At 61.0% G+C, this 26577-nt stretch carries 24 protein-coding genes; 10 read left to right on the forward strand and 14 right to left on the reverse strand.

Going from position 1 to position 26577, the window contains the following annotated elements; translation table 11 throughout:
• Position 1: 1 nt before the first annotated feature.
• Positions 2-838 carry an IclR family transcriptional regulator gene (locus ACSQ3J_RS21040; RefSeq protein ID WP_436040089.1) on the forward strand — a complete coding sequence of 279 codons (837 nt, stop codon included), beginning with the start codon at positions 2-4 and terminating at the stop codon, positions 836-838.
• A 72-nt stretch (positions 839-910) separates the two neighbouring features.
• Here the strand turns inward: ACSQ3J_RS21040 and ACSQ3J_RS21045 are convergent, their stop codons facing one another.
• Positions 911-1714, reverse strand: coding sequence for a COG4705 family protein (locus ACSQ3J_RS21045; RefSeq protein ID WP_436040091.1), 804 nt, complete (start codon positions 1712-1714; stop codon positions 911-913).
• A 19-nt stretch (positions 1715-1733) separates the two neighbouring features.
• A complete protein-coding gene (locus ACSQ3J_RS21050; protein WP_436040093.1) occupies positions 1734-1997 on the reverse strand; it encodes a hypothetical protein in 264 nt (87 codons plus the stop codon).
• 234 nt (positions 1998-2231) lie between these two features.
• Here ACSQ3J_RS21050 and ACSQ3J_RS21055 point away from each other — a divergent pair, with 234 nt between their 5' ends.
• Both ACSQ3J_RS21055 and ACSQ3J_RS21060 read left to right on the forward strand, forming a co-directional pair.
• Entirely contained in the window at positions 2232-2909 is a 678-nt protein-coding gene (locus ACSQ3J_RS21055; RefSeq protein WP_436040094.1) for a winged helix-turn-helix domain-containing protein, read from the forward strand.
• Positions 2896-4266, forward strand: a complete 1371-nt coding sequence (locus ACSQ3J_RS21060) for an ATP-binding protein (protein ID WP_436040096.1) — start codon at positions 2896-2898, stop codon at positions 4264-4266. The genes ACSQ3J_RS21055 and ACSQ3J_RS21060 overlap by 14 nt, the downstream gene beginning before the upstream one ends.
• A 23-nt stretch (positions 4267-4289) precedes the next feature.
• Here the strand turns inward: ACSQ3J_RS21060 and ACSQ3J_RS21065 are convergent, their stop codons facing one another.
• The 5 genes from ACSQ3J_RS21065 to ACSQ3J_RS21085 form a co-directional block, all read right to left on the reverse strand.
• On the reverse strand, positions 4290-5036 hold the full coding sequence (locus ACSQ3J_RS21065) for a F0F1 ATP synthase subunit A (protein WP_436040097.1): 747 nt from the start codon (positions 5034-5036) through the stop codon (positions 4290-4292).
• Positions 5037-5284: 248 nt separating this feature from the next.
• The gene (locus tag ACSQ3J_RS21070; protein ID WP_244482401.1) at positions 5285-6436 is read right to left on the reverse strand and encodes a calcium:proton antiporter; all 1152 of its coding nucleotides are present in this window, start codon (positions 6434-6436) and stop codon (positions 5285-5287) included.
• A gap of 205 nt (positions 6437-6641) precedes the next feature.
• Positions 6642-7661 carry a glycoside hydrolase family 25 protein gene (locus tag ACSQ3J_RS21075; protein WP_060506866.1) on the reverse strand — a complete coding sequence of 340 codons (1020 nt, stop codon included), beginning with the start codon at positions 7659-7661 and terminating at the stop codon, positions 6642-6644.
• Between the two features lie 719 nt (positions 7662-8380).
• Complete coding sequence (guaD, locus tag ACSQ3J_RS21080; protein ID WP_060506867.1) at positions 8381-9715, reverse strand: guanine deaminase; 1335 nt, start codon at positions 9713-9715, stop codon at positions 8381-8383.
• Complete coding sequence (locus ACSQ3J_RS21085; RefSeq protein WP_060506868.1) at positions 9712-10947, reverse strand: urate hydroxylase PuuD; 1236 nt, start codon at positions 10945-10947, stop codon at positions 9712-9714. The genes guaD and ACSQ3J_RS21085 overlap by 4 nt, the downstream gene beginning before the upstream one ends.
• Before the next feature lie 135 nt (positions 10948-11082).
• Between ACSQ3J_RS21085 and ACSQ3J_RS21090 the strand changes: the two genes are divergently transcribed.
• The 3 genes from ACSQ3J_RS21090 to ACSQ3J_RS21100 all read left to right on the forward strand — a co-directional run bounded on the left by ACSQ3J_RS21090 (position 11083) and on the right by ACSQ3J_RS21100 (position 12743).
• Positions 11083-11997: a LysR family transcriptional regulator gene (locus tag ACSQ3J_RS21090; RefSeq protein WP_436040100.1), complete on the forward strand. Its 915-nt coding sequence runs from the start codon at positions 11083-11085 to the stop codon at positions 11995-11997.
• 78 nt (positions 11998-12075) lie between these two features.
• Positions 12076-12330, forward strand: a complete 255-nt coding sequence (locus ACSQ3J_RS21095) for a type II toxin-antitoxin system Phd/YefM family antitoxin (protein WP_060507021.1) — start codon at positions 12076-12078, stop codon at positions 12328-12330.
• Positions 12330-12743 (forward strand): type II toxin-antitoxin system VapC family toxin, encoded by a 414-nt coding sequence (locus ACSQ3J_RS21100; protein WP_060506870.1) that lies wholly within the window; start codon positions 12330-12332, stop codon positions 12741-12743. The genes ACSQ3J_RS21095 and ACSQ3J_RS21100 overlap by 1 nt, the downstream gene beginning before the upstream one ends.
• Positions 12744-12747: 4 nt before the next feature.
• Here ACSQ3J_RS21100 and xdhC read toward each other — a convergent pair whose 3' ends face one another.
• The 4 genes from xdhC to uraH are packed head-to-tail and all read right to left on the reverse strand — an operon-like array spanning position 12748 to position 17812.
• The gene (xdhC, locus tag ACSQ3J_RS21105) at positions 12748-13620 is read right to left on the reverse strand and encodes a xanthine dehydrogenase accessory protein XdhC (protein WP_436040101.1); all 873 of its coding nucleotides are present in this window, start codon (positions 13618-13620) and stop codon (positions 12748-12750) included.
• A 6-nt stretch (positions 13621-13626) separates the two neighbouring features.
• Entirely contained in the window at positions 13627-15963 is a 2337-nt protein-coding gene (gene xdhB, locus ACSQ3J_RS21110; protein ID WP_436040103.1) for a xanthine dehydrogenase molybdopterin binding subunit, read from the reverse strand.
• Positions 15964-15973: 10 nt separating this feature from the next.
• On the reverse strand, positions 15974-17449 hold the full coding sequence (xdhA, locus tag ACSQ3J_RS21115; protein ID WP_436040104.1) for a xanthine dehydrogenase small subunit: 1476 nt from the start codon (positions 17447-17449) through the stop codon (positions 15974-15976).
• Positions 17450-17452: 3 nt separating this feature from the next.
• Positions 17453-17812: a hydroxyisourate hydrolase gene (gene uraH, locus ACSQ3J_RS21120; protein ID WP_436040105.1), complete on the reverse strand. Its 360-nt coding sequence runs from the start codon at positions 17810-17812 to the stop codon at positions 17453-17455.
• 165 nt (positions 17813-17977) lie between these two features.
• On the opposite strand from uraH, the gene puuE reads away from it, so the two are divergent.
• From puuE to ACSQ3J_RS21135, 3 genes are all read left to right on the forward strand, one after another.
• Positions 17978-19396 (forward strand): allantoinase PuuE, encoded by a 1419-nt coding sequence (gene puuE, locus ACSQ3J_RS21125; protein ID WP_436040106.1) that lies wholly within the window; start codon positions 17978-17980, stop codon positions 19394-19396.
• Between the two features lie 10 nt (positions 19397-19406).
• Positions 19407-19892, forward strand: a complete 486-nt coding sequence (locus ACSQ3J_RS21130) for an ureidoglycolate lyase (RefSeq protein WP_060509312.1) — start codon at positions 19407-19409, stop codon at positions 19890-19892.
• A 144-nt stretch (positions 19893-20036) separates the two neighbouring features.
• Positions 20037-20405 carry a YciI family protein gene (locus tag ACSQ3J_RS21135; RefSeq protein ID WP_060506875.1) on the forward strand — a complete coding sequence of 123 codons (369 nt, stop codon included), beginning with the start codon at positions 20037-20039 and terminating at the stop codon, positions 20403-20405.
• A 143-nt stretch (positions 20406-20548) separates the two neighbouring features.
• On the opposite strand, the gene ACSQ3J_RS21140 is transcribed toward ACSQ3J_RS21135, so the two are convergent.
• The 3 genes from ACSQ3J_RS21140 to ACSQ3J_RS21150 all read right to left on the reverse strand — a co-directional run bounded on the left by ACSQ3J_RS21140 (position 20549) and on the right by ACSQ3J_RS21150 (position 23360).
• Complete coding sequence (locus ACSQ3J_RS21140) at positions 20549-20968, reverse strand: GNAT family N-acetyltransferase (protein ID WP_060506876.1); 420 nt, start codon at positions 20966-20968, stop codon at positions 20549-20551.
• A 270-nt stretch (positions 20969-21238) separates the two neighbouring features.
• Complete coding sequence (locus ACSQ3J_RS21145; protein WP_060507026.1) at positions 21239-22531, reverse strand: NCS2 family permease; 1293 nt, start codon at positions 22529-22531, stop codon at positions 21239-21241.
• 394 nt (positions 22532-22925) lie between these two features.
• Positions 22926-23360, reverse strand: a complete 435-nt coding sequence (locus tag ACSQ3J_RS21150) for an Lrp/AsnC family transcriptional regulator (RefSeq protein WP_060506877.1) — start codon at positions 23358-23360, stop codon at positions 22926-22928.
• A 128-nt stretch (positions 23361-23488) separates the two neighbouring features.
• Between ACSQ3J_RS21150 and ACSQ3J_RS21155 the strand changes: the two genes are divergently transcribed.
• A complete protein-coding gene (locus tag ACSQ3J_RS21155; protein ID WP_436040108.1) occupies positions 23489-26542 on the forward strand; it encodes an aminotransferase class III-fold pyridoxal phosphate-dependent enzyme in 3054 nt (1017 codons plus the stop codon).
• Positions 26543-26577 lie beyond the last annotated feature (35 nt).

The following is a 26577-nucleotide window of genomic DNA, read 5'->3' on the forward strand; positions in this document are numbered from 1 at the left end:
CATGGCCGACAAGCAACCCAACCAGGATCAACTGCGCGCCAAACCCGGCCGCAAGGCCAGCGAAAATGCCGTTCCCTCCTCCGTGCAGGTGCTCGACCGCAGTTTGAAACTGCTCGATCTCGTCGCCAGCGCCGATGGCGCGGCACTGACGGAGCTGTCCGATCAGTCCGGCATGGCGCCCTCGACCGTTCATCGTCTGCTCACCTCGCTTGCCAATCACGGCATGGTCACCCACGATGCCGAGACCGGCGCCTGGACGATCGGGCTGAAAGCCTTCGAGATCGGCAACGCCTTCATGCGTTTCCGCAAGCTCGGCACGATCAGCCGTCCTTTCTTGAAAAACCTGATGGAGCTTTCGGGGGAAACCGCCAATATCGGCATCGAGGACGGCGGCGATGTCGTCTTCATCTCGCAGGTCGAAAGCCACGCGCCGATGCGCGCCTTCTTCCGCCCCGGCCGCCGTGGCCCCATTCATGCGTCCGGCATCGGCAAGGCCATCCTCTCGACCTGGCCAAACGCCGACATCGAGCGCCTCATCTCGCCGCGCCCGCTGACGCGGTTTACCGGAAAGACCCGCGACACCCTGCCGAAGCTTCTCACCGATATCGAAACCATCCGCGCGCGCGGCTGGTCAATCGACGACGAGGAACACACGCTCGGCATGCGCTGCCTCGCCGCTCCGATCTTCAACGAATATGGCGAGGCGATCGCCGGCATCTCGGTGTCAGGCCCGGCCGTCAGGCTGCCGGACGAGACGCTGGCAGCACTTGGCCCGGTGGTCACGGCCGCAGCCAACGGCGTGACGCAGGCGATGGGCGGGCGGCGCGACGGACGCTGAAAGGATAAGCAAACGCCGGCGCAACACCCCGTTTATAGGGCCTTGCACCGGCGCTGCGATATCCGGCCGCCTTTAAAGCGGATCGGCGCTGCCCTCCGCAGCCGGTTCGGCAAACTCTGCGGCCTGCTCCGTCGCCGTCATGTAGATGACGATGGCCACAATCGCGCCGAGGAACAGCAGGCTGGTATAGATCGTGCCAAAACCGAGCCCGCCATATTCCACCGGCTGTGACAGCAGGTCGCCCAACGATGCGCCGAGCGGCCGGGTGAAGATATAGGCAAGCCAGAAGGCGAGGATGCCGTTCATTCTGCCCGTGAAATAAGCGGCGGAGATGATACCGATGACGCCTGCAAACAGCAGCGCCGTGATAAAATATCCGAAGGCCAGCACTTCCGCGATCAGATCGCCCGCTGCCGTGCCGAGGGCGAAGGTGAACAGAATGGCGAACCAGTAAAAGATCTCCCGGCGGTCGGTGGAGATCGTGTGGATCGATAGCGTATGCTCGCTAAGCTGCCAAAGCGCGAACACAGCGATCAGCGCAATGGTGAAGATCACCGTCGTGACTTCGAGCGGTACGCCGAAATTGTCGACGAGATTGTCCGTCACCAGCGTCCCGACGACGCTGATCAGCACGACGGCCGTCCAGTAGACCCAGGGCACGTAGCGCTTCCTGGAAAACTGGAGGCCAATGGCGACAGCAAGGATTGCGGTCATGATCACCGAGGTGACGGTAAGCCCAAGCCCGAGGTTCACGGCAAGATAGTCGGCCGCCGTCTCGCCCATGGTCACGGCCATCAGCTTGATCAGCCAGAATTCGATGGTCACCCGTGGAACGCGGTTGACGCGTTCGCTGGGGGACAAGGTTGGGTGGGTCATGGCAACTCCAATCCGGTTTTCACTTGCCCATTATCTTCATGGCGTCGGTGAGGAAGGCATCCGAGCGCGTGTCATCGTCTGCATTGCAGCGCTCCACCGCCTTGGCTTCCAGCGCATCGACCTTTTTCATGTCGGCATCGGCAAGTTTCGCCGTCGCCTTGGTCGCGCGCATGTCCTTGAGCATATCTTCGCAAGGGACTGCCGCATGGGCGGGTATTGTCGCGGAGACAGTTCCAAGCACTGCAGAGGTGGTGAGAAAAAGTGCAGCGGCAAGAGTTTTCATCGGGATGTCCTTTGTTTGGCGGTAGGGTTGCTGGCAGCCTTGGTGCCATGGCCGGAACACTAGCGACGGGCTCATACCACGGTCTTGCCGAAACAATACGCTTTCGTAAGGTTGGGCCACCGCGATGGAATTCTTCGAAAAATCAGGTACCTTTGCTGCATGCCGGCCTTTGGAATGGAGCTTCGGCCTTCCACGCTAACGAGCCTTGGTCATCACGCGGAGCAGACGGACCCTATGCGCATACTGCTGGTCGAGGACGACAGACGGACCGCGGACTATGTCGCAAAGGGTTTTGCCGAGGCAGGCCATCTGTGCGACGTGGTGCATGATGGCCGTGACGGCCTGTTCCAGGCAACGCGCGAATCCTATGACGTGGCGGTCATCGACCGGATGCTGCCGGGACTTGATGGTCTCTCCCTGGTCAAGGCGCTCCGCGCAGCGCGCGTCAGCACACCGGCCCTGTTTCTCACCGCGATCGGCGGCGTTGACGACCGGGTCGATGGGCTGGAGGCCGGCGGCGACGACTATCTGGTGAAGCCGTTTGCCTTTTCCGAGTTGCTTGCCAGAGCCAATGCGCTAGCCCGGCGGCCGCCCGTTCAGGAACAGAAGACCGTGTTGCAGGTTGCCGATCTGGAGCTGGATCTCATCCGCCGGCAAACCACGCGAGCCGGGGTAGCGATCGACTTGCAGCCGCGTGAATTCACCCTGCTCGAAGTCCTGATGCGGGCAGAGGGCCGCGTTCTGACCCGAACCATGCTGCTCGAACGGGTCTGGGATTTTCATTTCGACCCGAAAACAAGTGTGGTGGAAACCCATATCAGCCGGCTGCGCGGCAAGATCGACAAACCCTTTACCGTCCAGCTCCTGCATACCGTGCGTAACACCGGTTACAGCTTGCATGCATCGCGCTAGTCTCCTCCGCAGCACGCCGTTCCGCCTCGCGCTGACATTCGGCTTTCTCTTCATCATCGCCTTCCTGATAGCGGGAATGACCACGTATCAATTGCTGGACAGGGCGCTCGCGCGGCAGCTCGACGAATCCGTCAAGGAGGCTTATTCCGTCGTCGCCTCGACCTATGCGCAAAACGACGTCGAGGATCTGATCGCAGCGATCAATACCTATTCCAGCCTGCGCTCCACCGAACATCGCGTCTTCTCGCTCGAAGGCGCTGATGGCAAGCGCCTCGCCGGCAATTTCGCCGCGCCCGCGCTGCCGCTTGGATTATTGAGCGTGCAGGCCGCCACGCTCGGCCTGCCGAACTTTGATTTGTATCGTGTTCAGGTGGGCATCGTCGGCGAAAATCGGCTCGTGGTCGGCCAGAGCTTTGCGGAGACGGAACGCCTGGCGCAAATCCTTCTGATCAGCCTTGGCTGGGTGTCAGGGCTCGTCATCCTCATCGCCATCGGCGGCGGCGCTTTTCTTGCGGTGCGGGCGCAACGGCGGCTGGATGCAGTTGCCCGCACGATGATGCATGTTTCCGAGGGGCAGCTTGCCTCCCGCATACCCTTGAAGGGAAACGGAGACGACATCGATCGCGTCTCCACCCAGATCAATCATGCGCTTGACCGGCTCTCTAGCCTGGTGGAAGGGGTGCGCCAGGTGAGCGCGGATATTGCCCATGAGCTCAAGACCCCGCTCAACCGGCTTGCCATGATTCTGGAAGAGGCGGCCGGCAAGGACGGCAAGAGGGTCCAGACCCTCATCGCCGATGCGCGGACCGAAAGCGGCCAGATCAATGCGACGTTCGAAGCGCTGCTGCGAATTTCACAGATTGAGGCAGGCGCCCGCAGAACCCGCTTTCAACCGGTGAACCTTGCCGGCCTGCTTGCCTCGCTCGCCGAGATCTATACGGGCGTCGCCGAGGACAACGGTCATGTCCTTCAGGTTTCGGTCCTGCAGGATGCACCCGGCATTGTCGCCGGTGACCGCGAATTGCTGACCCAGATGTTCGTCAACCTGATTGAAAATTCCATTACTCATTGCCCAAAAGGCTCGGAGATCCAGGTCTCGCTGGTTGTCGAAGCCGCTTGCATAACGGTGATCATCGCCGATAACGGCCCCGGAATTCCTGCCGCAGAACGCGAAAAGGTCTTCCGGCGCCTTTATCGTCTGGACAAGAGCCGTACCACCAAAGGAAGCGGGCTCGGCCTCAGCCTTGTGCGCGCCATTGCCGATCTGCATTCGGGCATATTGACGTTGGACGACAACGCCCCCGGTGTCCGGGTGTCCGTTTCTCTGCCGACGCTCGGTAGCAGCATGGAGGTATGAACGGACAGAAATGCGCCCCGGCATCAATGTCCGGGATGCAAGGCGTCGTTCAGATACATACAGGTCAGCATCGTAAACACATAGGCCTGGATGACCGACATCAGCATTTCCAGCGCCGTCAGGGCAACGGTCATTATCAGCGGCAGCACGGCGCCGATAATCCCAAGCGTTCCCAGTTCGGTCATCGAGGCCACGAAACCCGCAAACACCTTCAGGGTGATATGTCCGGCCAGCATCACCGCAAACAGGCGCACGGAATGGCTGATCGGCCGCGACATGTAGGAAATCACCTCGATGGGGATGATGATCGGCGCCAGTACCATCGGAATCCCGGCCGGCATGAACAGCCGGAAAAAGCCGAATCCGTGTTTCACCAGGCCGTAGATGGTCACCGTGCCAAACACGATCATCGCCAGCGCGAAGGTGACGATGATGTGGCTGGTGACCGTGAAGGCGAAGGGAAACATGCCGATCAGGTTGGCGAAAAGAATGAACATGAACAGCGAAAACACCAGCGGGAAGAACCGCATGCCGTCTTTCCCGGCATTCTCGCGCAGGGTTTTACCGACGAATTCGTACAGCAGTTCCGACACCGATTGCCAGCGGCCGGGCACGAGGCTGCGCCTTGCCGTGCCGATCAGAAGCAGGCCGGAGGCAAGCACGACCGTCAGGACCATGTAGGCGGAGGAATTGGTGAAGCTGAGATCGATATCGCCCGCGGTCAGTTCCAGAAGCGGCTTGATTTCGAATTGTTCAATAGGACCGGCCATCGATTATCCTTGAAAAGAGGTCGCGGCCACGCGCAGGTCCGCACGCCGGCGAACAGGCGCAAGGACACGCGCGATGGGATCGCGGGACTGAATGATGAAAGCGAAGGAAAGGATTTTCACGGGCGGCTCCTGCTCTCACGAATGAGATGCGGGGCCGTCCCCGGAATGGTCGAGGCGCAGGTCGTCCTGCGCAGGGGTCTGATAGACATATCCCGCGGTGATTGCAACCCGCCGCAGGCCATCGGATATCAACTGGTGAACAGCATCAGGGTAAATACCGCGAACACCATCAGATGCAGCAGCCCTTGCGTGATCGAGGTCCGGCGTCCGAGATAGGTCATGGCCGTCAAGCCCACAGTCAATGCGAACAGCACCGTTTCCGTCGGAGAGATCCCGAAGACCACCGTTTTTCCGGTCACCAGCCCCACTGTGAGCACAGCCGGAACAGTAAGACCGACCGTCGAAACGAAAGCCCCGAGGCATAGATTGATCGCCCGCTGCGTTTCGTTGTTGAGCGCCGCTTTCACGGCGGTGATCGATTCGGGCGTGAAGACGATGATCGCGATCAGCACGCCGCCGACAGCCACCGGCGCACCGGCGGTGGCGACGCCATAGTCGATAACGACGGCAAGATCGTGCGCCAGAAGGACGATCGGGATCATCAGAGCGATCAGAATAACGGTGTGCCCCAGCAGCTTGCGCCCGTTCGAGCCGGACTGCGCGGTTGCCGCCGCGCCAGGCGCCTTCACCGTTTCCCGGCGGATGGACATCTCGCCCGCAGGCGGCTGCATGAAATGGATCTTGTACCGCCCCATCTGCAGAGCCAGGAACGCAGCATAGAGCGCTGCGGTCAGCAACGCGATCGCAATCGCCTGCGCGGGCCAGAACGTGCCGTTGCCGGTCGTCAGCGTGTTGGGCAGAATGAGCGCCACACCCGCAAGCACCAGCGTCATCGACATGAAGGCCAAGGCACCCTGCGCGTTATATTCCTGCTCGCCATGACGCCATGCACCGGCAATCAGGCAGAGGCCGGTGACCAGGTTCATGATGATCATCATCACGGCGAAGATCGAATCCCGCGCGATGGTCGGCGCTTCGCTCGGGCCAAGCATGACGGCGGCGATGAGAATGACCTCGATCGACACGATCGAAAGCGTCAGGATCAGCGTTCCATAGGGCTCACCCAGTTGATGCGCCAGATGGTCGGCCTCGCGCACGACACCGAACGAGCCGAGCAGGATCGTTCCGAACAGAGCGGCGAAACAGGCAATCGCCGTTGAAACCGTCATCGGCTGGGAAAGCCAGGAGGAGCCCTTCCAGAGAAACAGGATGACAACCAGCCAGGCGATGGCCAGTTTCAGATAAGGGCTGTGGATCAGGCTAGGGGAAGATTTCGGCAACAAGACTTGTGAACCTCACAAGGGGCCGTCCCCAACTATAGGATCGCGGCAGGGTCGTCCGTGCCAGGCTTCTGCGAAGCATATGGGTTGTTTCTAACAATCGAACGCGCTGGAGTCCAGCCACCGGAACTGGCCTTGATGCCACGATGTTGACCGGGGCTGCCGATGGCCCGTTGCGATCCGCAGCCCGGCCACCGGCACCAGGTCAGTTCCGCGCCACCCAATCATGCCAATCGGCTTCGCTGCCACGGAATACGTTGAGATCGATCCGGCCCTCGACGCCGTGCGAAAGGCCCGAACCCGAATACTGCCAGAACACCCATTTGCGGCCCGGATAGACCTGCGATGGATGTGCCGCCACCGAGCGCAGCCAGAACGGATAGTTCTTGAATTCGCCCGCCAGGTTGTCACGGTAGAAATCAGGGGCAGTGTAGATGACCGGGCGCTTGCCGTAATGGCGCTCAAGCTTGTCCATGAACACCTGCATCTTCTCAAGCGTCTTGGCCCGCGACAGGCGGAATTTGCAGCTCGATTCGCCGTTATATTCGACATCGATGACCGGCGGCAGCGCGTCGGGATCGCGCGGCACGTTGCGGATGAACCAGTCGGCCTGTTCGCCGGCCGTCCGGCACCAGTAGAAGAAGTGATACGCGCCGCGCTTCAGCCCGGCATCCTTCGCCCGCTTCCAGTTCGTCTTGAACATCGGGTCAAGGTGATCGCCGCCATCGGTGGCCTTGATATAAGCGAAGTTGGCGCCTTGCGTGCGTAGTTTCGCCCAGTCCATGTTTGCTTGCCAGCGCGATACATCGACGCCGTGTACGGCGAGCTTGCGCGGCGAAGCCTTGCCGAAATTGATCGGATGCGCGTCGCGGAACTGATGGCTGTAGATTTGCCCGCGGCGGGTCCGCTTGGTGCTGGTCACCGGATCATCCGGCATGATCATCGCCACCGGCCGCTCAGCCGGAACCGCCATGCCTTGGGTCGACATAGATTCAAACGCCTGCGACTGCGGCACCTGCCCTGCCCAGGCCAGTTGCTCGGGATGGCTTTCAGCCTGCGCAATCACAGCGCCGACATCGGCCGCAGGCACGGGCGCCGCAACGACGGAACTGGTCGTCTCCTTCGACGGCAGTCCGCTCACCAGGCTTTCCGGCCCGGAACTCGATGTGCAGCCCGCCACAAGAAGGCCGGCAAGAAGGATCGCTGGAACAGCCGAAAAACGCATGAGACCCCGTACGCAAAACAAGAAACAGGCGGCACCCGCCCCACTGAATTCAATTCCTAACGGAAAATTACCAACAAAGATTGAATCCGATCTTTCTTACGTACGATGGACGCAAATTTGGAAAGGAGCGGCGATTTTATCACTGATAACGGGGACGTCCCGATGCGATGGCCCCGGCTTTTCCGGCCGTTGATAGAAAAATCATCCCCGCAAATCCCCGGGGCTGCGTGAAAGGTGGTTCTCCTCCGGTTCGCAAATGAACCGGGCGTGCCGGATGGTCACACCGTCTTGGACGGTCCAGGGCCAAACCCCGCCGGATCGGAAGGCTTGGCGGATAAGCGGCCGGGCTGGGGCATTGGAGGCTTTCCAGTCAGAGAGGAAAGCGCAGAAGAACCTGAGAAGCGCGGCAAAAGACATCGAACGGGGCGCCGGAAGGCGTCATATGAACTTAATTACCCTGCGGCACTTTCCAGCGTCCCGGCCAAGTAAGCATCAGACAAAACCACGGCGGATTCTTCCGGGCGTGGCTATAGGGCATGGAAGTTACCGCGCACTCCCTCTTCTCCCCAGCGGGGAGAAGGTGGCCCGCAGGGCCGGATGAGGGGCCGCGAACTCCGTGTTGGCCGAAACGCCCCCTCATCGTCTCGCATCCGCTCGACACTTCTCCCCGCTGGGGAGAAGAGAGAACGCCCCTCCCCCTCAAGGCGGGAGTAACCGCCTTACGCCGTCTCCAGCGTCCGCACCGAAGCACCAGTCTTACGCTTCTTCATCGCCTTGCCCGCCACATAGACTTCGGCGACACAGCGGTCATCACCCATCGTCTGCAGGATGAACAATTCGTCGGTCAGCGATTTTGCCGTGCGCATGCGCAGGTCCATTGCCGATTTGCCGCTCGAGTCCAGCACGACGATATCGGCGTCGGCGCCCACATGCAGCGAGCCGATGCGGTCCTGAAGTCCGAGCGCCCGGGCATTGCCGAGCGTCATGCGGTAGAAGGAATTGAGCGGCGACAGGCGCTGGCCCTGCAGATGCAAGACCTTATAAGCCTCATCCATCGTCTCCAGCATCGAGAAGCTGGTGCCGGCGCCGACATCGGTCGCAACCGACCATCGCGCACCCAGTCTGTCGAACCGGTCGCGGTCGAACAGGCCGGAACCGAGGAAGAGGTTCGAGGTCGGGCAGAACACGCCGACCGCGCCGGTTTCCGCCAGAACCGAAATCTCCCGGTCGCTGAGATAGATGCAATGCCCCAGCAGCGTCTTGTCCGTCAGAAGATCGTAGCGGGCATAGATGTCGGTATAATCCTTGGCATCAGGATAGAGCGAGGTGGCAAAGGCGATCTCGTCCCGGTTTTCCGACAGATGCGTCTGCACGTAGCAATCGCGGTGTTCGGCCACCAGCGCCTGGCTCATTTCCATCTGCTCCGGTGTCGAGGTGATGGCAAAGCGCGGGCTGATCGCATAATGCGCCCGTCCACGGCCATGCCATTTGCCGATCAGCCCCTTGGTCTCGTCATAGCCTTTTTGCGGCGTATCGCGCAATGCATCCGGCGCATTGCGGTCCATCATCACCTTGCCGCCGACCATCAGCATGCCGCGCTGTTCGGCCGCCGTGAAATAGGCGTCCACACTCTGCGGATGCACCGAGCAGTAGGCAGCCGCCGTTGTCGTACCGTTCGACAGCAGTTCGTCCATGAAACGCCCGGCGATAAAGGCCGCGTGCTCCAGTTCGGCGAATTTCTGTTCCTCGACGAAAATATAGGTGTTCAACCATTCCAGCAGCTGGGCGCCATAAGACGCGATCGCCTGGGTCTGGGGGAAATGCAGATGCGTGTCGATCAGCCCGGGCAGGATCAGGTGCGGCCGGTGATCGGCCACCGCGACGCCGGGACCGGCAGTCTTGCTGATGTCGGCATAATCGCCGATGGCGGCGATCTTTCCGTTGCGCACCAGCACCGCGCCATCGTCCACGGTCAGATAGGATGCCGTATCATCGATCCCCTGGGGCTCGTCGATAAAAGTCAGCACCCGTCCACGGATCAGGAGTTCGCTCATTGGGTTTTTCCTCCGTTCACAACTGTCTCGTACCAGGCGACCAGAAGCTTGCGCTCGTCGTCGGTCACGGCCGTCACATTGGCGGGCGGCATCGCGTGGCTGCGACCGGCCTGCAGGTAGATTTCCCGCGCATGGGCGGCGATCTCGGCATCGGTTTCCAGCACCACGCCCTTGGGCGGCTTGATCATGCCTTCCCAGCCTGGTTCCTGCGCGTGGCACATGGCGCAGCGCCCGAGGATCGTATCGCGCACCTTCGGAAAGCCTTGCGCCGTCACGAATGGCTGCTGCGCGGCCGAGACCTGCTCCGGCGCGCCGGTCAGGATCTTTGGCACAGTCGAAAGCCACATGATGACGATGAAGAGCAGCACGGTGGCAAGCCATGTCCAAGTCGGGTTGCCGGTGTTGGCGTGGCGGGTATTGAAATAGTGCCGGATGGTGACACCCATCAGGAACACCAGCGAGGCGATGATCCAGTTGAACTGCGTGCCGAAGGCCAGCGGATAGTGGTTCGACAGCATCAGGAACAGGACAGGCAGCGTCAGATAGTTGTTGTGCGTCGAGCGCTGCTTGGCGATCCGGCCGTATTTCGCATCCGGCGTGCGACCGGCGATGAGGTCGGCGACGACGATGCGCTGGTTCGGCATGATGATGAAGAACACGTTGGCCGACATGATCGTCGCCGTGAAGGCACCGAGATGCAGGAAAGCGGCGCGGCCAGTAAACAGCTGCGTATACCCCCAGGCAACGGCGACCAGGATGAAGTAGAGCGCCACCATCAGCCGGGTGTTGTCCTTGCCGAAGGGCGACTTGCAGAGCAGGTCGTAGATGATCCAGCCGAAGGCAAGCGAGGCGAGCGAGATACCGATGGCGACGGGCTTGGAAACATCCAGCACGTTCGGATCGATCAGGTAGAGATCCGCACCGGCATAATAAACCAGACACAGCATGCCGAAGCCGGAAAGCCAGGTGACATAGCTCTCCCATTTGAACCAGATCAGGTGTTCCGGCATGTTGGCAGGCGCCACGAGATATTTCTGGATATGGTAGAAGCCGCCGCCATGCACCTGCCACTCCTCGCCATAGGCGCCTGCCGGAAGGTCCGGACGCTTGCGCAGGCCAAGGTCGAGCGCGACGAAATAGAACGACGAGCCGATCCAGGCGATGGCGGTGATGACGTGGAGCCAGCGGACGGCGAAGGTCAGCCAGTCCCAGGCGATGGCGTATTCATACATATGGGCCTCCCTATTTGGGAGCTTTCTGCCATCGCGCGATCTTCGCTGAAATGCCGGTTAATCCCCAACACTTTCAAAAAAAACTATAAGATCGCCCCCGATGCCGTTCGATTTTCAATGTGGTAGAAGAAATCCATGTCCTATCTCGATAACGTGCGCGTCTTTGTCCGGGTCGTTGAACTCGGTACCCTCTCCTCCGCCGGCCGCGACCAGCGGGTGACCCCTGCCGTCGCCAGCAATCGCATCAAGGAGCTGGAACGGCACCTTGGCGTGCGCCTGTGCAACCGCACCACGCGCAAGCTCTCACCGACGGAACATGGCCGGGTGTTCTATCAGGGCGCGGTCAAGATCATCGAGGCGGTCAACGAAGCCGAAAGCGCTATCGCCGATCTCTCGCACAACCCGAAGGGGTCGCTCCGGATCACAGCCCCACTCGGCATTGGCCGGCGCCTGATCGCGTCGGGCATTCCGGAATTCCATGACAAGTATCCGGATATCGAGGTGCGTTTGCGTCTCTCCGACCACAATGTCGATATCTTGAGCGAAGGCGTCGATGTCGCCTTCAAGCTCGGCGTGCTGGAGGATTCCAACCTGCGCATGCGCGGCATCCTCAACTGTCAGCGCGTGGTCTGCGCTGCCCCCGGATACCTTGCAAAACGCGGCACGCCGGAAACGCCGGATGCACTGATCGACGACAAGCACGACTGTCTGCTTTTACGCTATCCGGGCTCGAAGGAATATTACTGGACGCTGCAGACGCCGGACGGCACCCGCAAACTGGAAATCGGCGGCCCCTACGATTCCGACGACGGCGATGTCCTGACCCAGTGGGCGCTTGAAGGCCGCGGCATCATCAACAAGCCGCTGTTCGAGGTAAAGAGCTATCTCAACGAAGGCTCGCTGGTGGAGATCCTCAAAGATACCCCACCCGCCAGCGTCCAGCTCGCCGCGATCTATCCACACAAGCGCTTCCAGGACCCAAAGGTTCGCCTGATGATCGATTTCATGGCCGAACGCTGTCAGCGGATGATCGGCAAGATGCTGGAATAGACGGCGAGAGGCGGTCCAGATTGAATCTGCCGGAGAAAATAGTATATATTGTTATAAATATACTAGATGGAGGTGTCGATGTCCTATGCCCTCATGACCAGTGCAGACTTCAACCAGAACCCCAGCAAGGCAAAAAAAGCCGCCAACGAAGGCCCGCTTGTCATCACCGAGCATGGCGAAGCGAGCTATGTGCTTGTTAATTATGACGACTTTCAGCGAAGCTGGAAAAAACCGATGAGCTTACTCGAAGCTCTGGCCGATCCCTCACCCGGCTCAGACAAGGATTTTGAGCCGGAGCGCGTCGACTTCTCCGGACGTGACGTCACCTTCTGATGCCTCTACTCCTTGACACAAATGTGGTTTCGGCCGCACGGCGGCCGGAGCGTCAGACGGAAGAATTCCGCGTATTCTTTGCCGATTTCGATGCCAGCACAGCATTTCTCCCGGCAATAACGATCATGGAAATCGAGTTTGGCATCTCGCGAGAGCAAAATCGCGACACAGTCTTTGCGGCAGAACTCGACCAATGGTTCAGGGCCATCGTGCTTCCTCGCTTCCATGGCCGGATATTGCCCTTCGATGCCGATGCAGCCTCGATTGCCGGCAAGCTCCCGACCGCCGACAAACGTCCGTCTCCAGACGCGATGATCGCAGCGATCGCGCTTCTCCATGGTCTGGATGTCGTTACCCGCAATACGGCACATTTCGAACCGCTGGGCGTGCGGTGCCACAATCCGTGGATATGAGCGGTCAGCGCAACGCGCTTCTCGCTGGCGCGCCAATGTCCCGCCGCAGGTGAGCAGTGCCGACCCGATCGTAATTTAAAGCAACTGTCATGATCTCCGCTGCCGCCAACGCAGCGATCACCGCCGGTCGCTTGTCTTTCACCGCCGTGCCGCCGATCGGGCAGATCAGGCGGTCGAACAGTTCCGGCCGCCCAACCTCGCGGGAGAGCCAGTTCTTGAAGGTCGCGCGCTTGGTCTTCGAACCGATCATGCCGACATAGGCCGCATCACTGCGGCGCAAAGCTTCCGCGGTGATCAGGAAATCCAATGCATGGTCATGGGTGAGGATAACAAAAGAGCTTCCGGCCGGAGCGTCGCGCACCACCGCCTCCGGCATCGCCGTCAGGCAGGTTTCGATACCGGGAACCGTCGAAGCAGCCAGTTCGTCCTCGCGGGTATCGACAAGCACGATACGCAAGGGCACCAGCGACAAGGCCATCGCCAGTGCATCGCCGACATGACCGGCGCCAAACACATAGACGTGAGGCCGGGCGGCCATCTCGCGATCGCTGCGCGCAATGAGGAATGTGGAAAGTTCGGGGCTCATCTGCGTGAAGGAAAGCCCGACACGGCCGCCGCAGCACTGGCCGATTTCCGGGCCGAGCGGAACGTTCATCTCTTCGGCAGGCACGCCCTGCCGCAGGCTGCGGCGCGCATGGTCAATGGCCATATATTCCAACTGACCGCCGCCAATGGTCCCGAACAGGCCTTCGGCCGCCACCAGCATCCAGGCATCGGTATCACGCGGCGTCGAACCGGCGGCACCCGTCACTTCGACGAACACGCAGCCCGGCTCGCGGCGCAGGAAATCCCTGATGTCTTCGCGCTTGGCGGCCATGTCCAATCACCCGTTTCTTGCCGCGCGGCGCAGCCGCTCGATGCCGAGCAAAACCCGCTCCGGCGTCGCCGGCGCATCGATGCGCGGTGAAATACGATACTCCGCAACGCTCGCCGCCGCCATCGAGATTGCCTCCAAAACCGAGATCGGCAGCATGAACGGTGGTTCGCCGACCGCCTTGGAACGGCGGATCGTCTCTTCGCGGTTGACGGACCATTCGGCGAGCTTGACGTTGAAGATCCGTGGCCGGTCGGAGGCGAGCGGGATCTTGTAGGTAGATGGTGCATGGGTTCTGAGCCGCCCCTTGCCATCCCACCACAGTTCCTCGGTCGTCAGCCAGCCCATGCCCTGCACGAAGGCACCCTCGACCTGGCCGATATCGAGGATCGGATTGAGCGACTTGCCGGCATCGTGCAGCACATCGACACGGTCGACCTGATATTCGCCGGTCAGCGTATCGACGCTGACCTCGGAGCAGGAGGCACCATAGGCATAGTAGAAGAACGGACGCCCCCGGCCTTCGGAGCGGTTCCAGTGAATTTTCGGCGTCTTGTAAAAGCCCGCCGCCGAAAGCTGGATACGGGATCCATAGGCGATCTTGATGAACTCTGAAAAGGCAATACGCTCGGCGCCAACGCGGACCGTGTTCGGCTCGAACGCGACATCGTTTTCGCTGACATTCCAGCGCTCGGCCGCAAAGGTGACCAGCCGCGCCTTGATCTGCTGGGCGGCATTGGCGGCGGCCATGCCGTTGAGGTCGGATCCGGAGGACGCGGCCGTCGCCGAGGTGTTCGGCACCTTGCCGGTCGTCGTTGCCGTTACCTTGATCCGGTCCAGATCGACCTGGAATTCGTCGGCCACCACCTGCGCCACCTTGGTATAGAGCCCCTGCCCCATCTCCGTGCCGCCGTGGTTGAGATGGATCGACCCATCGGCATAGACATGCACCAGCGCGCCGGCCTGGTTATACTCCGTCTTGGTGAAAGAGATGCCGAACTTGACCGGCGTCAGCGCGATACCGCGCTTGATGATGCTGCTCTTGCGGTTGAAAGCCAGAACCGCCTCGCGCCGTGCCGCGTAATCGCAGGAGGTTTCGAGTTCCTCGATGATACGGCCGATGATGTTGTCTTCGACGGTCTGGTGATAGGGCGTCAGGTTGCGCCCCTCGCCGCCGTAGAAATTCAGTTTGCGGATTTCAAGCGGGTCCTTGCCCAGCGCATAGGCGACATCCTCGATCATCCGCTCGCCACCGACCATGCCCTGCGGGCCACCGAAACCGCGAAACGCGGTGTTCGAAACGGTATTGGTCTTCAACGGCCGCGACCGCAGCCGGACATTTGGATAGAAATAGCAGTTATCGGCGTGAAACAGCGCGCGGTCGGTAACCGGGCCGGAGAGATCGGCCGAGAAGCCACAACGGGCCGAGAAGGTCGCATCGACCGCTTCGATGCGGCCGTCGTCGTCGTAACCGACCTTGTAGCCGACATGAAAATCATGGCGCTTGCCGGTCGCGCTCATGTCGTCATCGCGGTCCGGGCGGATTTTGACGGCGCAGCGGTACTTCTTCGCCGCGAGCGCTGCGACCGCCGCAAACAGGTTTGCCTGTGTTTCCTTGCCGCCGAAAGCGCCGCCCATGCGCCGCACATTGATGGTCACGGCATTGGACGCGACGCCCAGCACCTGGCCGACCATGTGCTGAGTTTCACTCGGATGCTGGGTCGAGGAATAGAGCAAAATTTCGTCGTCTTCGCCGGGGATGGCGAAGGAGATATGGCCTTCGAGATAGAAATGATCCTGCCCGCCGATGCGCATCTCGCCTTCGAGAATGTTCTTTGCCTTGGCAAATCCGGCGGAGATATCGCCGCGCTCCAGCTTCAGGGGATCGATGACCAGCGGATAATTGGCAGCGGCCGCTTCGAGCACGTCGGTGACATGCGGCAGGTCCTGATACTCGATCTTGACCTTGGCGGCAGCGCGGCGGGCAGCATCGCGGGTTTCGGCGATCACGGCAAAGATCGGCTGGCCGTGGAATTCGACCTTGCCGGTCGCAAAGACCGGGTCATCATGCTTGTGTGCCGGGCTGACGTCGTTCTCGCCGGGAATATCGTCTGCCGTCAGCACACCGATCACGCCGGGCGCGGATTTGACGGCATCAAAATCGATCGACAGGATCTGCGCATGGGCGCGCTGCGACAGGCCGAGATAGGCGTGCAGGGTGCCCGCGGGTTCGGGAATATCGTCGATATATTCAGCGGTTCCCGTCACATGCTTGTGGCCGGATTCGTGGCGTTCGTTTTCGTGGACACCGCCGCGGATGCGATTGATGGGCTGCATGACGTTCATGGTCTTCTCCTCACACAGCCTGCTTGCGGTCAAGCCGCACCGGCTCATCGCCCTGCGTTTCCAGATAGAAGCGGCGCAAGAGGTTCTGTGCCACCAGCAGCCGGTAATCAGCAGATGCCCGCCAGTCGGTGAGCGGCGTGTAATCCTTGCCGAGTGCCGCCATGGCGGCCTCGACGGTGGCTTCCGTCCAATCCGCTCCGGTCAACACCGCCTCGGCATTGTCAGCCCGCTTCGGTGTTCCGGCTATGCCGCCATAGGCGATCACCGCGCTGGCAATCTTGTCGCCCGCATCAAGGGTGATGCGGAAGGCGCCACAGACGGCGGAAATATCCTCGTCCAGCCGCTTGGTGATCTTGTAGACAGCGTAAAGGGCGTTTTCGTTCAGGAATGGAATGCGCACGGCCTCAACAAATTCACCAGGTTGGCGGTCCTGCTTGCCATATTCGATGAAGAAGCTTTCGAGCGGCACAGTACGGCTGACCTTGCCCTTGCGCAGCACGACGGACGCACCGAGCGCAATCAGCGCCGGCGGCGTGTCGCCGATCGGCGAGCCGTTGGCGATGTTGCCGCCGATCGTACCCATGTTGCGCACCTGCTGGCCGCCGATTCGGTTCCACAACTCGATGAGCTGAGGGAAATGTTTTGCGATCAGCGGAAAGGATTCGGTGTAGCTGACACCGGCGCCAAAGGTGATGCCGGCCTCATCGACGGCAATGCGGCGTAACTCGTCAAGATGACTGAGATGCACGACCGGCGCGATATCGCGCATGAACTTCGTCACCCACAGGCCGACATCGGTGGAACCGGCGACGATGCGGGCTTTCGGCTCCGCCTCATAGATTTCGGCGAGATCATCGACCGAAGCCGGCAGCAGGAAACGCTCGGAGCCTTCGCCGATCTCGACGCGCTTGCCGTCCTTCAGCGCTTCCAACTTCTCGACAATCTTAGCGCGTTCCGCAACCAGCGGATCACGGTCGAGGTCACCGATCACCGAGACCGCCTCGGCGGCACGCAGGATGGCGGCATAGCCGGTGCAGCGACAGAGATTGCCCTGCAGCGCCTTTTCGATCTCCGCCACCGACGGCTTCGGGTTTTCCATCCAGAGCCCATAGAGCGACATCACGAAACCTGGCGTGCAGAAACCGCATTGCGAGGCATGGGTATCGACCATCGCCTGCTGCACCGGATGCAGCGGACCGCCCGGCACGGCGAGCGAATCCACCGTCACGATATGGCAGCCATCAAGCGAGCCGACGAAACGGATGCAGGCATTGACGCTTTCGTATTTCAGCTGGCCATCCAGCAGGCGTCCGACCAGCACGGTGCAGGCGCCGCAATCGCCTTCGGCGCAGCCTTCCTTGGTGCCGCGCAGATTGCGGTCAAGCCGCAGAAAATCGAGCAATGTCTGAACCGCCGAGACGGCAGAGAGTTCGACCTGGCGATGGTTGAGCAGGAAACGGATGGAGCTGCGGATCTGGACGGTCATTACTCAGCTCCCGCGATAGGTCGAATAGCTGTAGGGCGACAGCAGCAATGGCACGTGGTAATGCGCCGTCTCGTCTGCGATGCCGAAGCGGATGGGGATGATATCGAGGAACGCCACTTCGCCATCCGTCTGGCCGAGATAATCGCCGGCGTGGAAGCGCAGCTCATAGGTCCCGGACTTCATGGCATCGCCGCTCAAAATCGGCACATCGCAGCGGCCGTCATCATTGGTGCGGGTCGAGCCGATCTCAACGGCACGCTCGCCTTCGATGCGGAAGAGATCGATGCGCAGGTTCTCGGCGGGCTTGCCAAGCGCCGTGTCGAGCACGTGGGTCGTCAGCCGGCCGGCTGTTCCAGATTGCATGCGTTTCACCTCCCGAAGACTGCATTCATCCGGCCACTATCCGCCACCTCACTTCCCTGCGGTAGCAGGCTGATCGTTCGAGACTTTCAAAATTTTGAGGGGGAATGACGCGCGCGATTTGCGGTTAGAAATCGGCCAATCGAACGTTTTGGGAGGAATGATTTCATGCGATATCCACGCGATCTCCAGGGCTACGGCGCCACCGCACCGAACGCCGCCTGGCCGGATGAGGCCCGCATCGCCGTCCAGTTTGTCGTCAATTATGAAGAGGGCGGCGAAAACTGCGTGTTGCATGGCGACATCGCCTCGGAGGCCTTCCTGTCGGAAATCGTCGGTGCCAGCGCATGGATGGGACAGCGCCACTGGAACATGGAATCGATCTATGAATACGGTGCCCGCGCCGGTTTTTGGCGGCTGCACCGGCTTTTGACCGAGCGTGATGTCCCCGTCACCGTCTATGGTGTCGCAACCGCCCTGAGGCGCTCCCCGGAACAGGTGGCGGCCATGCAGAGCGCCGGTTGGGAAATCGCCTCGCACGGACTGAAATGGGTCGAGCACAAGGACATGGACCCGGCCGAGGAACGCAAGCAGATCGCCGAGGCAATCCGCTTGCACACGCTGGTGACCGGTGAGCGGCCACGCGGCTGGTATACCGGCCGCTGTTCGGAAAACACCGTCGATCTCGTCAGTGAGGAAGGTGGCTTTGCCTATGTCTCCGATAGCTATGCCGACGACCTGCCCTACTGGCATGAGTATGGCGGCAAGCCCCAGCTGGTCATTCCCTACACGCTCGATACCAACGACATGCGCTTTGCCACCCCCCAAGGGTTCAACAGCGGCGACCAGTTCTTCAGCTATCTGAAGGACACGTTCGACGTGCTCTATGCAGAGGGTGCTGAAGGGGCGCCAAAGATGATGAATATCGGCCTGCATTGCCGCCTTGTTGGGCGGCCGGGACGCGCAGCAGCCCTTGCCCGGTTCATCGACTATGTGAAGAGCCATGACAAGGTCTGGATCGCCCGGCGCATCGATATCGCCGACCATTGGGCTAAGACCTTTCCCTTCAAGGCGAATGACAGCCGCCCGTCGCGTCTTTCGGAAGAGGCTTTCGTTGCCCGCTTCGGTGGCGTCTTCGAACATTCGGACTGGATCGCCCGGCGCGCCTTTGCGGGCGAGTTGGGAGCCGCCAACGATACGGCCATCGGTCTGCATGCCGCATTGGCGGCAGTCTTCCGTGGTGCCAGCGAAACGGAGCGGTTGGCGGTGCTCAACGCTCACCCCGATCTTGCCGGCAAGCTGGCGCGGGCCAAGCGCCTGACCGAAAGCTCGACCAGCGAACAGGCATCCGCTGGCCTCGATGCTCTGACAGACGCTGAGCGCGAACAGTTCAACACGCTCAATGGCCGTTATGTCAAAACCTTCGGCTTTCCCTTCATCATCGCCGTGCGCGGCCTCGACAAGAGCGACATCCTGGCGGCCTTCCAACGCCGCATCGGCAATGACTGGAAGACGGAGTTTCAAACGGCCTGCCGTCAGGTCGAGCGGATCGCGCTGCTGCGTCTGACCGACATGTTGCCGAACTGAGGGGGAGATGATGAAGACGATCCATATCCGGCCATTGACCCGCGAGGCCTTCGCCCCCTTCGGCGAGGTTCTGGAAACCGAGGGCGCCCACAATTTCCCGATCAACGCAGGCAAATGTGTGCGTTATCATGATCTCGCCAAGATCGAGACGACCGGCGAAAAGGCCCGCCCGATGATCAGCCTGTTGCGCGGCGAGCCTTATCCGCTGCCGCTTGAACTCGGCATGGTGGAGCGGCACCCCTTCGGCAGTCAGGCGTTCATTCCACTCAGCGAACATCCTTTTCTTGTGGTTGTTGCCGAAGAGACCCCGGATGGCCCGGGCGAGCCGATCGCCTTCAAGACGGCACCCGGACAGGGCGTCAATATCGGCCGCAACGTCTGGCACGGTATCCTGACACCGCTCGATGGGGTTTCCGACTTCGCCGTCGTCGACCGTGCCGGCGATGGTATCAATCTGGAGGAGCATTTTTACGAGGCACCGTTTTTGGTCTGCTAAGCGCTTCCCAGCACTGTTAGAAAAGACCAAACACGATCACTTTCGACCGGCAAGAAATTCTGCGGGACGATGTCGATTTCCGAAAAGCCCGTTCGTCGTTAGGATGACCGGCCATTGAGGCCGGCTCTAACAAGGAGATAGAGGATGCGTGTGATGGTGCTCGTGAAAGCGACCGAAGACAGCGAAAAGGGTTTTTTCCCAACAGCCGAGACGAATGCGATGATGGAGGCGATGGGCAAGTTCAATGACGAACTGCGCGATGCCGGCATCCTGCGCGACGCCGACGGTCTCAAACCTTCCTCGGCGGGCAAGCGCGTTGCCTTCGATGGATCCCGCCGCACGGTCATTGACGGACCGTTCGCTGAAGCCCGCGAACTGGTGGCCGGCTTCTGGCTCTGGGACGTCAAGGACATGGACGAGGCCGTTGCCTGGGTCAAGCGCTGCCCCAATCCGATGCCGGGGCCGAGTGAGATCGAAATCCGGCCGTTGTACGAAATGACTGACTGGCAATGAGGCACTGACGCGCAGGTCACGAAATCGGTGGGTGCGTAGCCCGGCGGCCGGGAACCGGCGCCGGGCCTCTGGAATTTTTTTATGGTTCTGGCGGCCATCGCAGATGACTGAACGCTGTAACGCACGCGCCATTTCCGCTCATACTAACGCACGACGCGATATGCCATGCCGAGAGATCTTGGAGCAGTTTCCTTGAAGCCGAACTTTCCATAGAGCGAATTTGCCGGCACATCCGCGATCAGACTGACATAGGCGGAAACAGGAAGCTCGTTTTCGATATACCCCATAATGGCTTTCATGATCATCTTTCCAAGCCCGCGCCCCTGATGTTCGGGATGAACGGCAATGTCCACGACCTGGAAGAAACAACCGCCATCCCCGATCAGTCGTCCCATCCCAATCGTTGAGCCTTCGAACAAAACCAATGCGGAAAAAACGGTGCCCGCCACCCCCTTGCCAGCTGCCTCTTGCGAGAACGGGCTCAGCCCCGCCACGGAACGCAGATGCAGATAGTCTTCTATAGAGGGCGTTTGAGCCACGATTGAATAAGCACGCTGGTCCATCCCAAATCTCCCGATCGCATCACCCTTGCGATTTCGTTTATCATCCTGTCCGCCCGGAAGCACTCCTGGCGGGGACCTGCCGGGCGCTATCCACAATCCGGGCGAACCTCTCTTGCACGTCACGGCCCAAATAGGATCGGTTAATGAAAGCGCCCCTGAACCACCGGCGGCAGAGCAAACTTGCCATATAAAACGGGCCGCGATGGATGCGGCCCGCACTATATTCAGATCGCTTGAAACGAGGCGGCTGTTCGCGCCTCGTTGTGGCACTCACTCCGCGAAGAACGCGAAGCGGATGACGAACAGAGCGGCGACGATGAAAGTGGCCGGGTGGATGGCGCGCCATTTTCCGGTGAAGGCTTTCAGGACGACATAGCTGATGAAGCCGAAGGCAAGGCCGTTGGCGATCGAGTAGGTGAAGGGCATGGCAAGAGCTGTCAGCGCTGCCGGTGCGGCTTCGGTCAGGTCTTCCCAATCGACTTCAGTCAGTTCGCGCATCATCAGGCCGGCGACATAGAGCAGAGCCGGGGCTGTTGCATACGTGGGCACCGATGCAGCCAGCGGCGAGATGAACAGCGATGCGAGGAACAGCACGGCGATGACCAGGGCCGTCAGGCCTGTGCGGCCGCCGGCCTGAACGCCGGATGCGCTTTCGACATAGGCCGTGGTGCTGCTGGTACCCATCAGCGAACCGGCAACGATGGCGGTGCTGTCTGCCAGAAGCGCACGGCCGAGGCGGCTCGGCTTGCCTTCCTGGATCAGGTTGGCGCGCTTGGCGACGCCGATCAGCGTGCCGGTGGCGTCGAACACTTCAACCAGAACGAAGACGAGGATGACGTGGACCAGGCCACCATGCAGTGCACCGACGATATCGAGCTGCAGGAAGGTCGGCGCCATGCTGGGCGGCATCGAAACGACGCCCTGGAATTGGCTGACGCCGGTGATCCAGGACAGCACGGTGACGGCAAGAATACCGATCAGGATCGCACCGCGAACTTTCAGGGCGTCGAGCACTGCAATGACGAAGAAGCCGAAGATCGCCAGCAGCGGACCGGTGGCCTTGAGGCTGCCGAGGCCAACAAGCGTTGCCGGATTATCGACGACGATACCGGCATTCTTCAGGGCGATGATGCCGAGGAAAAGGCCGATACCGGTGGCGATCGCACTGCGCAGCGAATGCGGAATGCCCTGAATCAGCCAACTGCGGATCCCCGTCACCGTCAGGAAGAGGAAGATCAGGCCCGAGATGAAGACGGCGCCGAGCGCCTGCTGCCAGGTGAAGCCGAGGGCGGCGACGACCGTGAAGGCGAAGAAGGCATTGAGGCCCATGCCAGGCGCCATGCCGATCGGCCAGTTGGCGACCAGCGCCATGATGATCGAACCGAGTGCTGCGGCGAGACAGGTCGCGACGAAGATCGCGTCGCGGTCCATGCCGGTGGTCGATAGAATATCCGGATTGACGAAGATGATGTACGACATTGTGAGAAATGTCGTGACGCCCGCAACCAGTTCGGTGCGGATCGTCGTATTGTGCTCACTCAGCTTGAAGAGCCGTTCAAACATATTTCCTCCCTTGGCCGAAAAAATCCATTCCCGGCGCATGCCACTGACTGGCCGCCTTCTCCTCTGGCAACCAACCACACTGTACCGATCTTCAAGCCATCATGACTTGTCAGGGCCCCTGCCCGATCAGTATCCGGCTGCCATGGCGGCAGGCCGGATGTCTCATTCACGGTTTGGTGATTGTGCGTTTTCGCGCGGCGGATCGCTAGCCGTCCATTTCGACGGGCTCAACGAAAGACTTTCAAATTTTTCGGGGAACAGTTTTGGAGTGAAACAGGGTTGGCCCAGCGGCAAGCGCCTCTTCTCTTGCATCAATCAGGGCAAGAGAAGGCAGCAAACGCTGTATTTTCCTCGACTTCATTGTGTGAGCATCCGCAGCAAAGTCAAGCGCGGCTCAGCTGCGTTCGATGTCGCGGCGCAGCACAATCGATGTCGTCAGGTCATCGACGTTCTCCATCGTCGCTACTTCATTCCTGAGTTCGTTCAGCGCATTGATCGATCCGACCTGGACTTCAACGACAAGATCAAGCTGGCCGCTGACAGACGATACCTTGCGCACGGAGGAGAAGCCAGCCAGCCGGTCGAGCACGCCGATCGACGGCGTCTTCTTCAGCGTCAGCAGCAGGAAGGCGTACACCTGATCCTCGTCGAGCTGGCCGATATCGGCCCGGTAGCCGCGAATGATCCCGGCCTTTTCCAGCCGGGTGACGCGTTCGGTGGTGGCGCTTCTGGAAAGCCCGATGCGGCCCGCGAGCGACTTCATCGGGATCCGGGCTTCCCGCGACAGGATGCTCAGGATCGTCCGGTCGATCGCGTCTGTATCCTGCATGAGTGCGCGCCTTTCAAAGTGCCGACAAGATGACGGTTATTATAAACATAATGCCGGTGCAACCGGCATATTGCCGGGTGCATGGCTTCTCCGCCCGTGCAAATCTGCGGGGCAGATAAGGAACCGCCATGACCGACATGCTGAAGACCACCCCGGATTTTTCCATTGAAGACGCACAGCGCCTGCTGGCCGAGCACTATGGCCTCGACGGAACGCTGTCGCCGCTCGACAGCGAGCGCGACCAGAATTTCAAGGTGACGGCCAGCACCGGCGGGATCTACATCCTCAAGATCGTCAATGCCGCCGAGCCACAGGTCGAAAGCGATTTCCAGACGGCGCTGCTGACCCATGTCAGCGACCATGCGCCGGATCTGCCGATCCCGCATATCCGCCCGACAGTTTCCGGCGCGAGCCTTGGCGAAACGACCAGCGTCCACGGCGTGCGCCATCTGCTGCGCCTCGTCGGCTGGGTGCCGGGCACGCCGCTGGCGCAGTCCGCCCGCAGTGAAGAAGCGCTCACCTCGCTCGGCCGTCTGCTTGGCCGCTTCGATACCGCGCTGCAGGGCTTCATGCATCCCGGCGCGCTGCGCGATCTCGACTGGAACATCCGCAATGCCGGCCGTTCCGCCGGCCGGTTGCCGCACATTGCCGATGCGGACGACCGCGCATTGCTGGAGCGGTTCCTTGCCCATTTCGAAACAACGGTCGAACCGAAACTGCCGAAGCTACGCTCGACGGTCATTCACAACGATGCCAATGACTGGAACGTGCTCGTCGCGGAAGACGACCATGACCGGATCGCCGGCCTGATCGATCTTGGCGACGCGCTCTATGCGCCCGTCATCGCCGAAGTGGCGATCGCCGCCGCCTATGCGGGGCTCGACCATGCCGATCCGATCGGCGCTGCCGGCGCCATTGCCCGGGGCTTCCATGCCGAATATCCGCTGCTCGAAGAGGAAGTCGATCTTCTCTTCGACCTCATCGCCATGCGGCTCGTTACCTCCGTGACCATCTCGGCCTCGCGCCATGCCCATACCGGCGGCAATCCCTATCTCGCCATCAGTGAAAAGCCGGCCTGGACGCTGCTGCGCAAGCTCGATGCGATGAACCCGCGTTTTGCCACCGCGATCCTGCGGCATGCCTGCGGTTTCGAGGCGACACCCGGCACGCGCGCCGTCACCGCCTGGATTGAAGCCAACCGGAAGACGCTTCATCCACTGCTCGACCGCCCGGCCGCGACCTATCCGGCAGCGCTTGTTCCCTATGGCGATCCGCAGCATCCGATGACGGTCAAGTCGGCCGGCGAACAGCCGGACGAGGCGCAGGCAATCTGGGAAGCCTATTGCGCCGACCGCGGCGTCGACCTCGGCATCGGCCCTTGGGGCGAGAAGCGCACGGTCTATTCCGGCGACATGTTCGTCTCGCGGCTGATCGAAAAGACCCGCCGCATCCGTCATCTCGGCCTAGACCTGTTCATGGCTGCAGGCACCAAGCTCTACACGCCGATCGCTGCCACGGTCGTCAGTGTCGAGATCGAGCCGGATCCGCTTGGTTACGGCTGCCTGATTGCGCTTCGCCATGAACCTGAGGACTGCCCGGCCTTTATCAGCCTGTGGGGCCATCTTGCTCATGAAGCGCTCGGACGCTTGAAGGCGGGCGACCGTCTGAACGCCGGTGCGCTGGTTGGACAGATGGGCGCTCCTGCGGAAAACGGAGGCTGGGCGCCCCACCTGCATCTGCAACTGTCCGTCGACACCCGGCTTTCCGCCACCGAAATCCTTGGCGTCGGCGAAGAGCGCTATCTCGACGTCTGGGCCGAGTTGTTTCCCGATGCCAATGCCTTTGCCGGTATTGCCCCGGAATTTTACGAAAAGACCGGGCGTTCGCATGAGGAGATCGTCACGCTGCGCAAGGAACTTCTGGTTCCCAACCTGTCGATTTCCTATGACAAGCCGATCAAGTTCGTGCGCGGCGACGGTGTCTGGCTGATCGATGACAGCGGCCGCGCCTATCTCGATTGCTTCAACAATGTCTGCCATATCGGCCATGCACACCCGGCCGTGGTCGAAGCGATGGCGCGGCAGGCGGCGACGCTGAACACCAACACACGTTACCTGCATGACAATATCGTTGCCTATGCCGAACGGCTGACCGCGACACTGCCGAGGGAACTGACGGTCGCCGGATTCGTCAACAGCGGCTCGGAAGCCAACAGCCTGGCGCTGCGGATGATGCGTGCCCATACCGGCCGCGAAAACGCCATCGTGCTCGACTGGGCCTATCACGGCACGACGCAGGAACTGATCGAGATCAGCCCCTACAAGTTCCGCCGCAAGGGCGGCAAGGAGAAGAAGCCGCATGTGCATGTGGCCGCCGTTCCCGACAGCTACCGCGCTCCTGCCGATTGGGCGATCGAAGAACACGGCAAGCGCTATGCCGAAAGCGTTGCCGGACTGATCGCTGAGATGCAGGCAAAGGGCGAAGGTCCGGGCTTCTTCATCGCCGAATCCATCCCGAGCGTTGCCGGGCAGGTGTTCCTGCCGCAGGGTTACCTGAAGGAAGTCTACCGGATGGTGCGGGATGCCGGCGGTGTCTGCATTGCCGACGAGGTTCAGGTCGGCTTCGGCCGGGTGGGCAGCCACTGGTGGGCGTTCGAGGAACAGGGTGTCGTGCCCGACATCGTCACCATGGGCAAACCGATCGGTGACGGCCATCCGCTGGCGGCTGTCGTGACCACCCGCGAGATTGCCGATAGCTTCAACAACGGCATGGAATATTTCAACACGTTCGGCGGCAACCCGGTTTCCTGCGCTGTTGGTCTCGCCGTGCTCGACGTGATCGAGGGCCAGGACCTGCGCGGCAATGCGCTGGAGATCGGCAACTACCTGATGGCCGGTTTCCAGGCGATGCAGGACCGTTACGAGGTGATCGGCGATGTGCGCGGCCTGGGTCTTTTCCTTGGTATCGAACTGGTGACCGACCGCAAGACCAAGGCGCCGGCGACCGATTTTGCCCGCGCGGTCTCGAACGGCGCGCGGCAGCGCGGCGTGCTGATGGGCACCGAAGGGCCGCATGACAACGTGCTGAAGATGCGCCCGCCGATGATCTTCTCGAAGCGCGATGCGGACCATCTGCTTTCCATACTCGAGGAAACATTCGAGGCGGTCACAGCCCGGGGCTGATAGGCCCGGTCAATACCAGAAACGAACAGGAAAGA

The sequence above is a fragment of the Rhizobium sp. LjRoot98 genome (assembly GCF_964252935.1).
In the GTDB taxonomy this organism is placed as follows: Bacteria; Pseudomonadota; Alphaproteobacteria; order Rhizobiales; family Rhizobiaceae; genus Pararhizobium.

Bases quoted from the DNA above. Each gene is read 5' to 3' on its own strand.
- ACSQ3J_RS21040 (WP_436040089.1), top strand. From the start codon at position 2: ATGGCCGACAAGCAACCCAACCAGGATCAACTGCGCGCCAAACCCGGC.
- ACSQ3J_RS21045 (WP_436040091.1), bottom strand. From the start codon at position 1,714: ATGACCCACCCAACCTTGTCCCCCAGCGAACGCGTCAACCGCGTTCCA.
- ACSQ3J_RS21050 (WP_436040093.1), bottom strand. From the start codon at position 1,997: ATGAAAACTCTTGCCGCTGCACTTTTTCTCACCACCTCTGCAGTGCTT.
- ACSQ3J_RS21055 (WP_436040094.1), top strand. From the start codon at position 2,232: ATGCGCATACTGCTGGTCGAGGACGACAGACGGACCGCGGACTATGTC.
- ACSQ3J_RS21060 (WP_436040096.1), top strand. From the start codon at position 2,896: ATGCATCGCGCTAGTCTCCTCCGCAGCACGCCGTTCCGCCTCGCGCTG.
- ACSQ3J_RS21065 (WP_436040097.1), bottom strand. From the start codon at position 5,036: ATGGCCGGTCCTATTGAACAATTCGAAATCAAGCCGCTTCTGGAACTG.
- ACSQ3J_RS21075 (WP_060506866.1), bottom strand. From the start codon at position 7,661: ATGCGTTTTTCGGCTGTTCCAGCGATCCTTCTTGCCGGCCTTCTTGTG.
- guaD (WP_060506867.1), bottom strand. From the start codon at position 9,715: ATGAGCGAACTCCTGATCCGTGGACGGGTGCTGACTTTTATCGACGAG.
- ACSQ3J_RS21085 (WP_060506868.1), bottom strand. From the start codon at position 10,947: ATGTATGAATACGCCATCGCCTGGGACTGGCTGACCTTCGCCGTCCGC.
- ACSQ3J_RS21090 (WP_436040100.1), top strand. From the start codon at position 11,083: ATGTCCTATCTCGATAACGTGCGCGTCTTTGTCCGGGTCGTTGAACTC.
- ACSQ3J_RS21095 (WP_060507021.1), top strand. From the start codon at position 12,076: ATGTCCTATGCCCTCATGACCAGTGCAGACTTCAACCAGAACCCCAGC.
- ACSQ3J_RS21100 (WP_060506870.1), top strand. From the start codon at position 12,330: ATGCCTCTACTCCTTGACACAAATGTGGTTTCGGCCGCACGGCGGCCG.
- xdhC (WP_436040101.1), bottom strand. From the start codon at position 13,620: ATGGCCGCCAAGCGCGAAGACATCAGGGATTTCCTGCGCCGCGAGCCG.
- xdhB (WP_436040103.1), bottom strand. From the start codon at position 15,963: ATGAACGTCATGCAGCCCATCAATCGCATCCGCGGCGGTGTCCACGAA.
- xdhA (WP_436040104.1), bottom strand. From the start codon at position 17,449: ATGACCGTCCAGATCCGCAGCTCCATCCGTTTCCTGCTCAACCATCGC.
- uraH (WP_436040105.1), bottom strand. From the start codon at position 17,812: ATGCAATCTGGAACAGCCGGCCGGCTGACGACCCACGTGCTCGACACG.
- puuE (WP_436040106.1), top strand. From the start codon at position 17,978: ATGCGATATCCACGCGATCTCCAGGGCTACGGCGCCACCGCACCGAAC.
- ACSQ3J_RS21130 (WP_060509312.1), top strand. From the start codon at position 19,407: ATGAAGACGATCCATATCCGGCCATTGACCCGCGAGGCCTTCGCCCCC.
- ACSQ3J_RS21135 (WP_060506875.1), top strand. From the start codon at position 20,037: ATGCGTGTGATGGTGCTCGTGAAAGCGACCGAAGACAGCGAAAAGGGT.
- ACSQ3J_RS21140 (WP_060506876.1), bottom strand. From the start codon at position 20,968: ATGGACCAGCGTGCTTATTCAATCGTGGCTCAAACGCCCTCTATAGAA.
- ACSQ3J_RS21145 (WP_060507026.1), bottom strand. From the start codon at position 22,531: ATGTTTGAACGGCTCTTCAAGCTGAGTGAGCACAATACGACGATCCGC.
- ACSQ3J_RS21150 (WP_060506877.1), bottom strand. From the start codon at position 23,360: ATGCAGGATACAGACGCGATCGACCGGACGATCCTGAGCATCCTGTCG.
- ACSQ3J_RS21155 (WP_436040108.1), top strand. From the start codon at position 23,489: ATGACCGACATGCTGAAGACCACCCCGGATTTTTCCATTGAAGACGCA.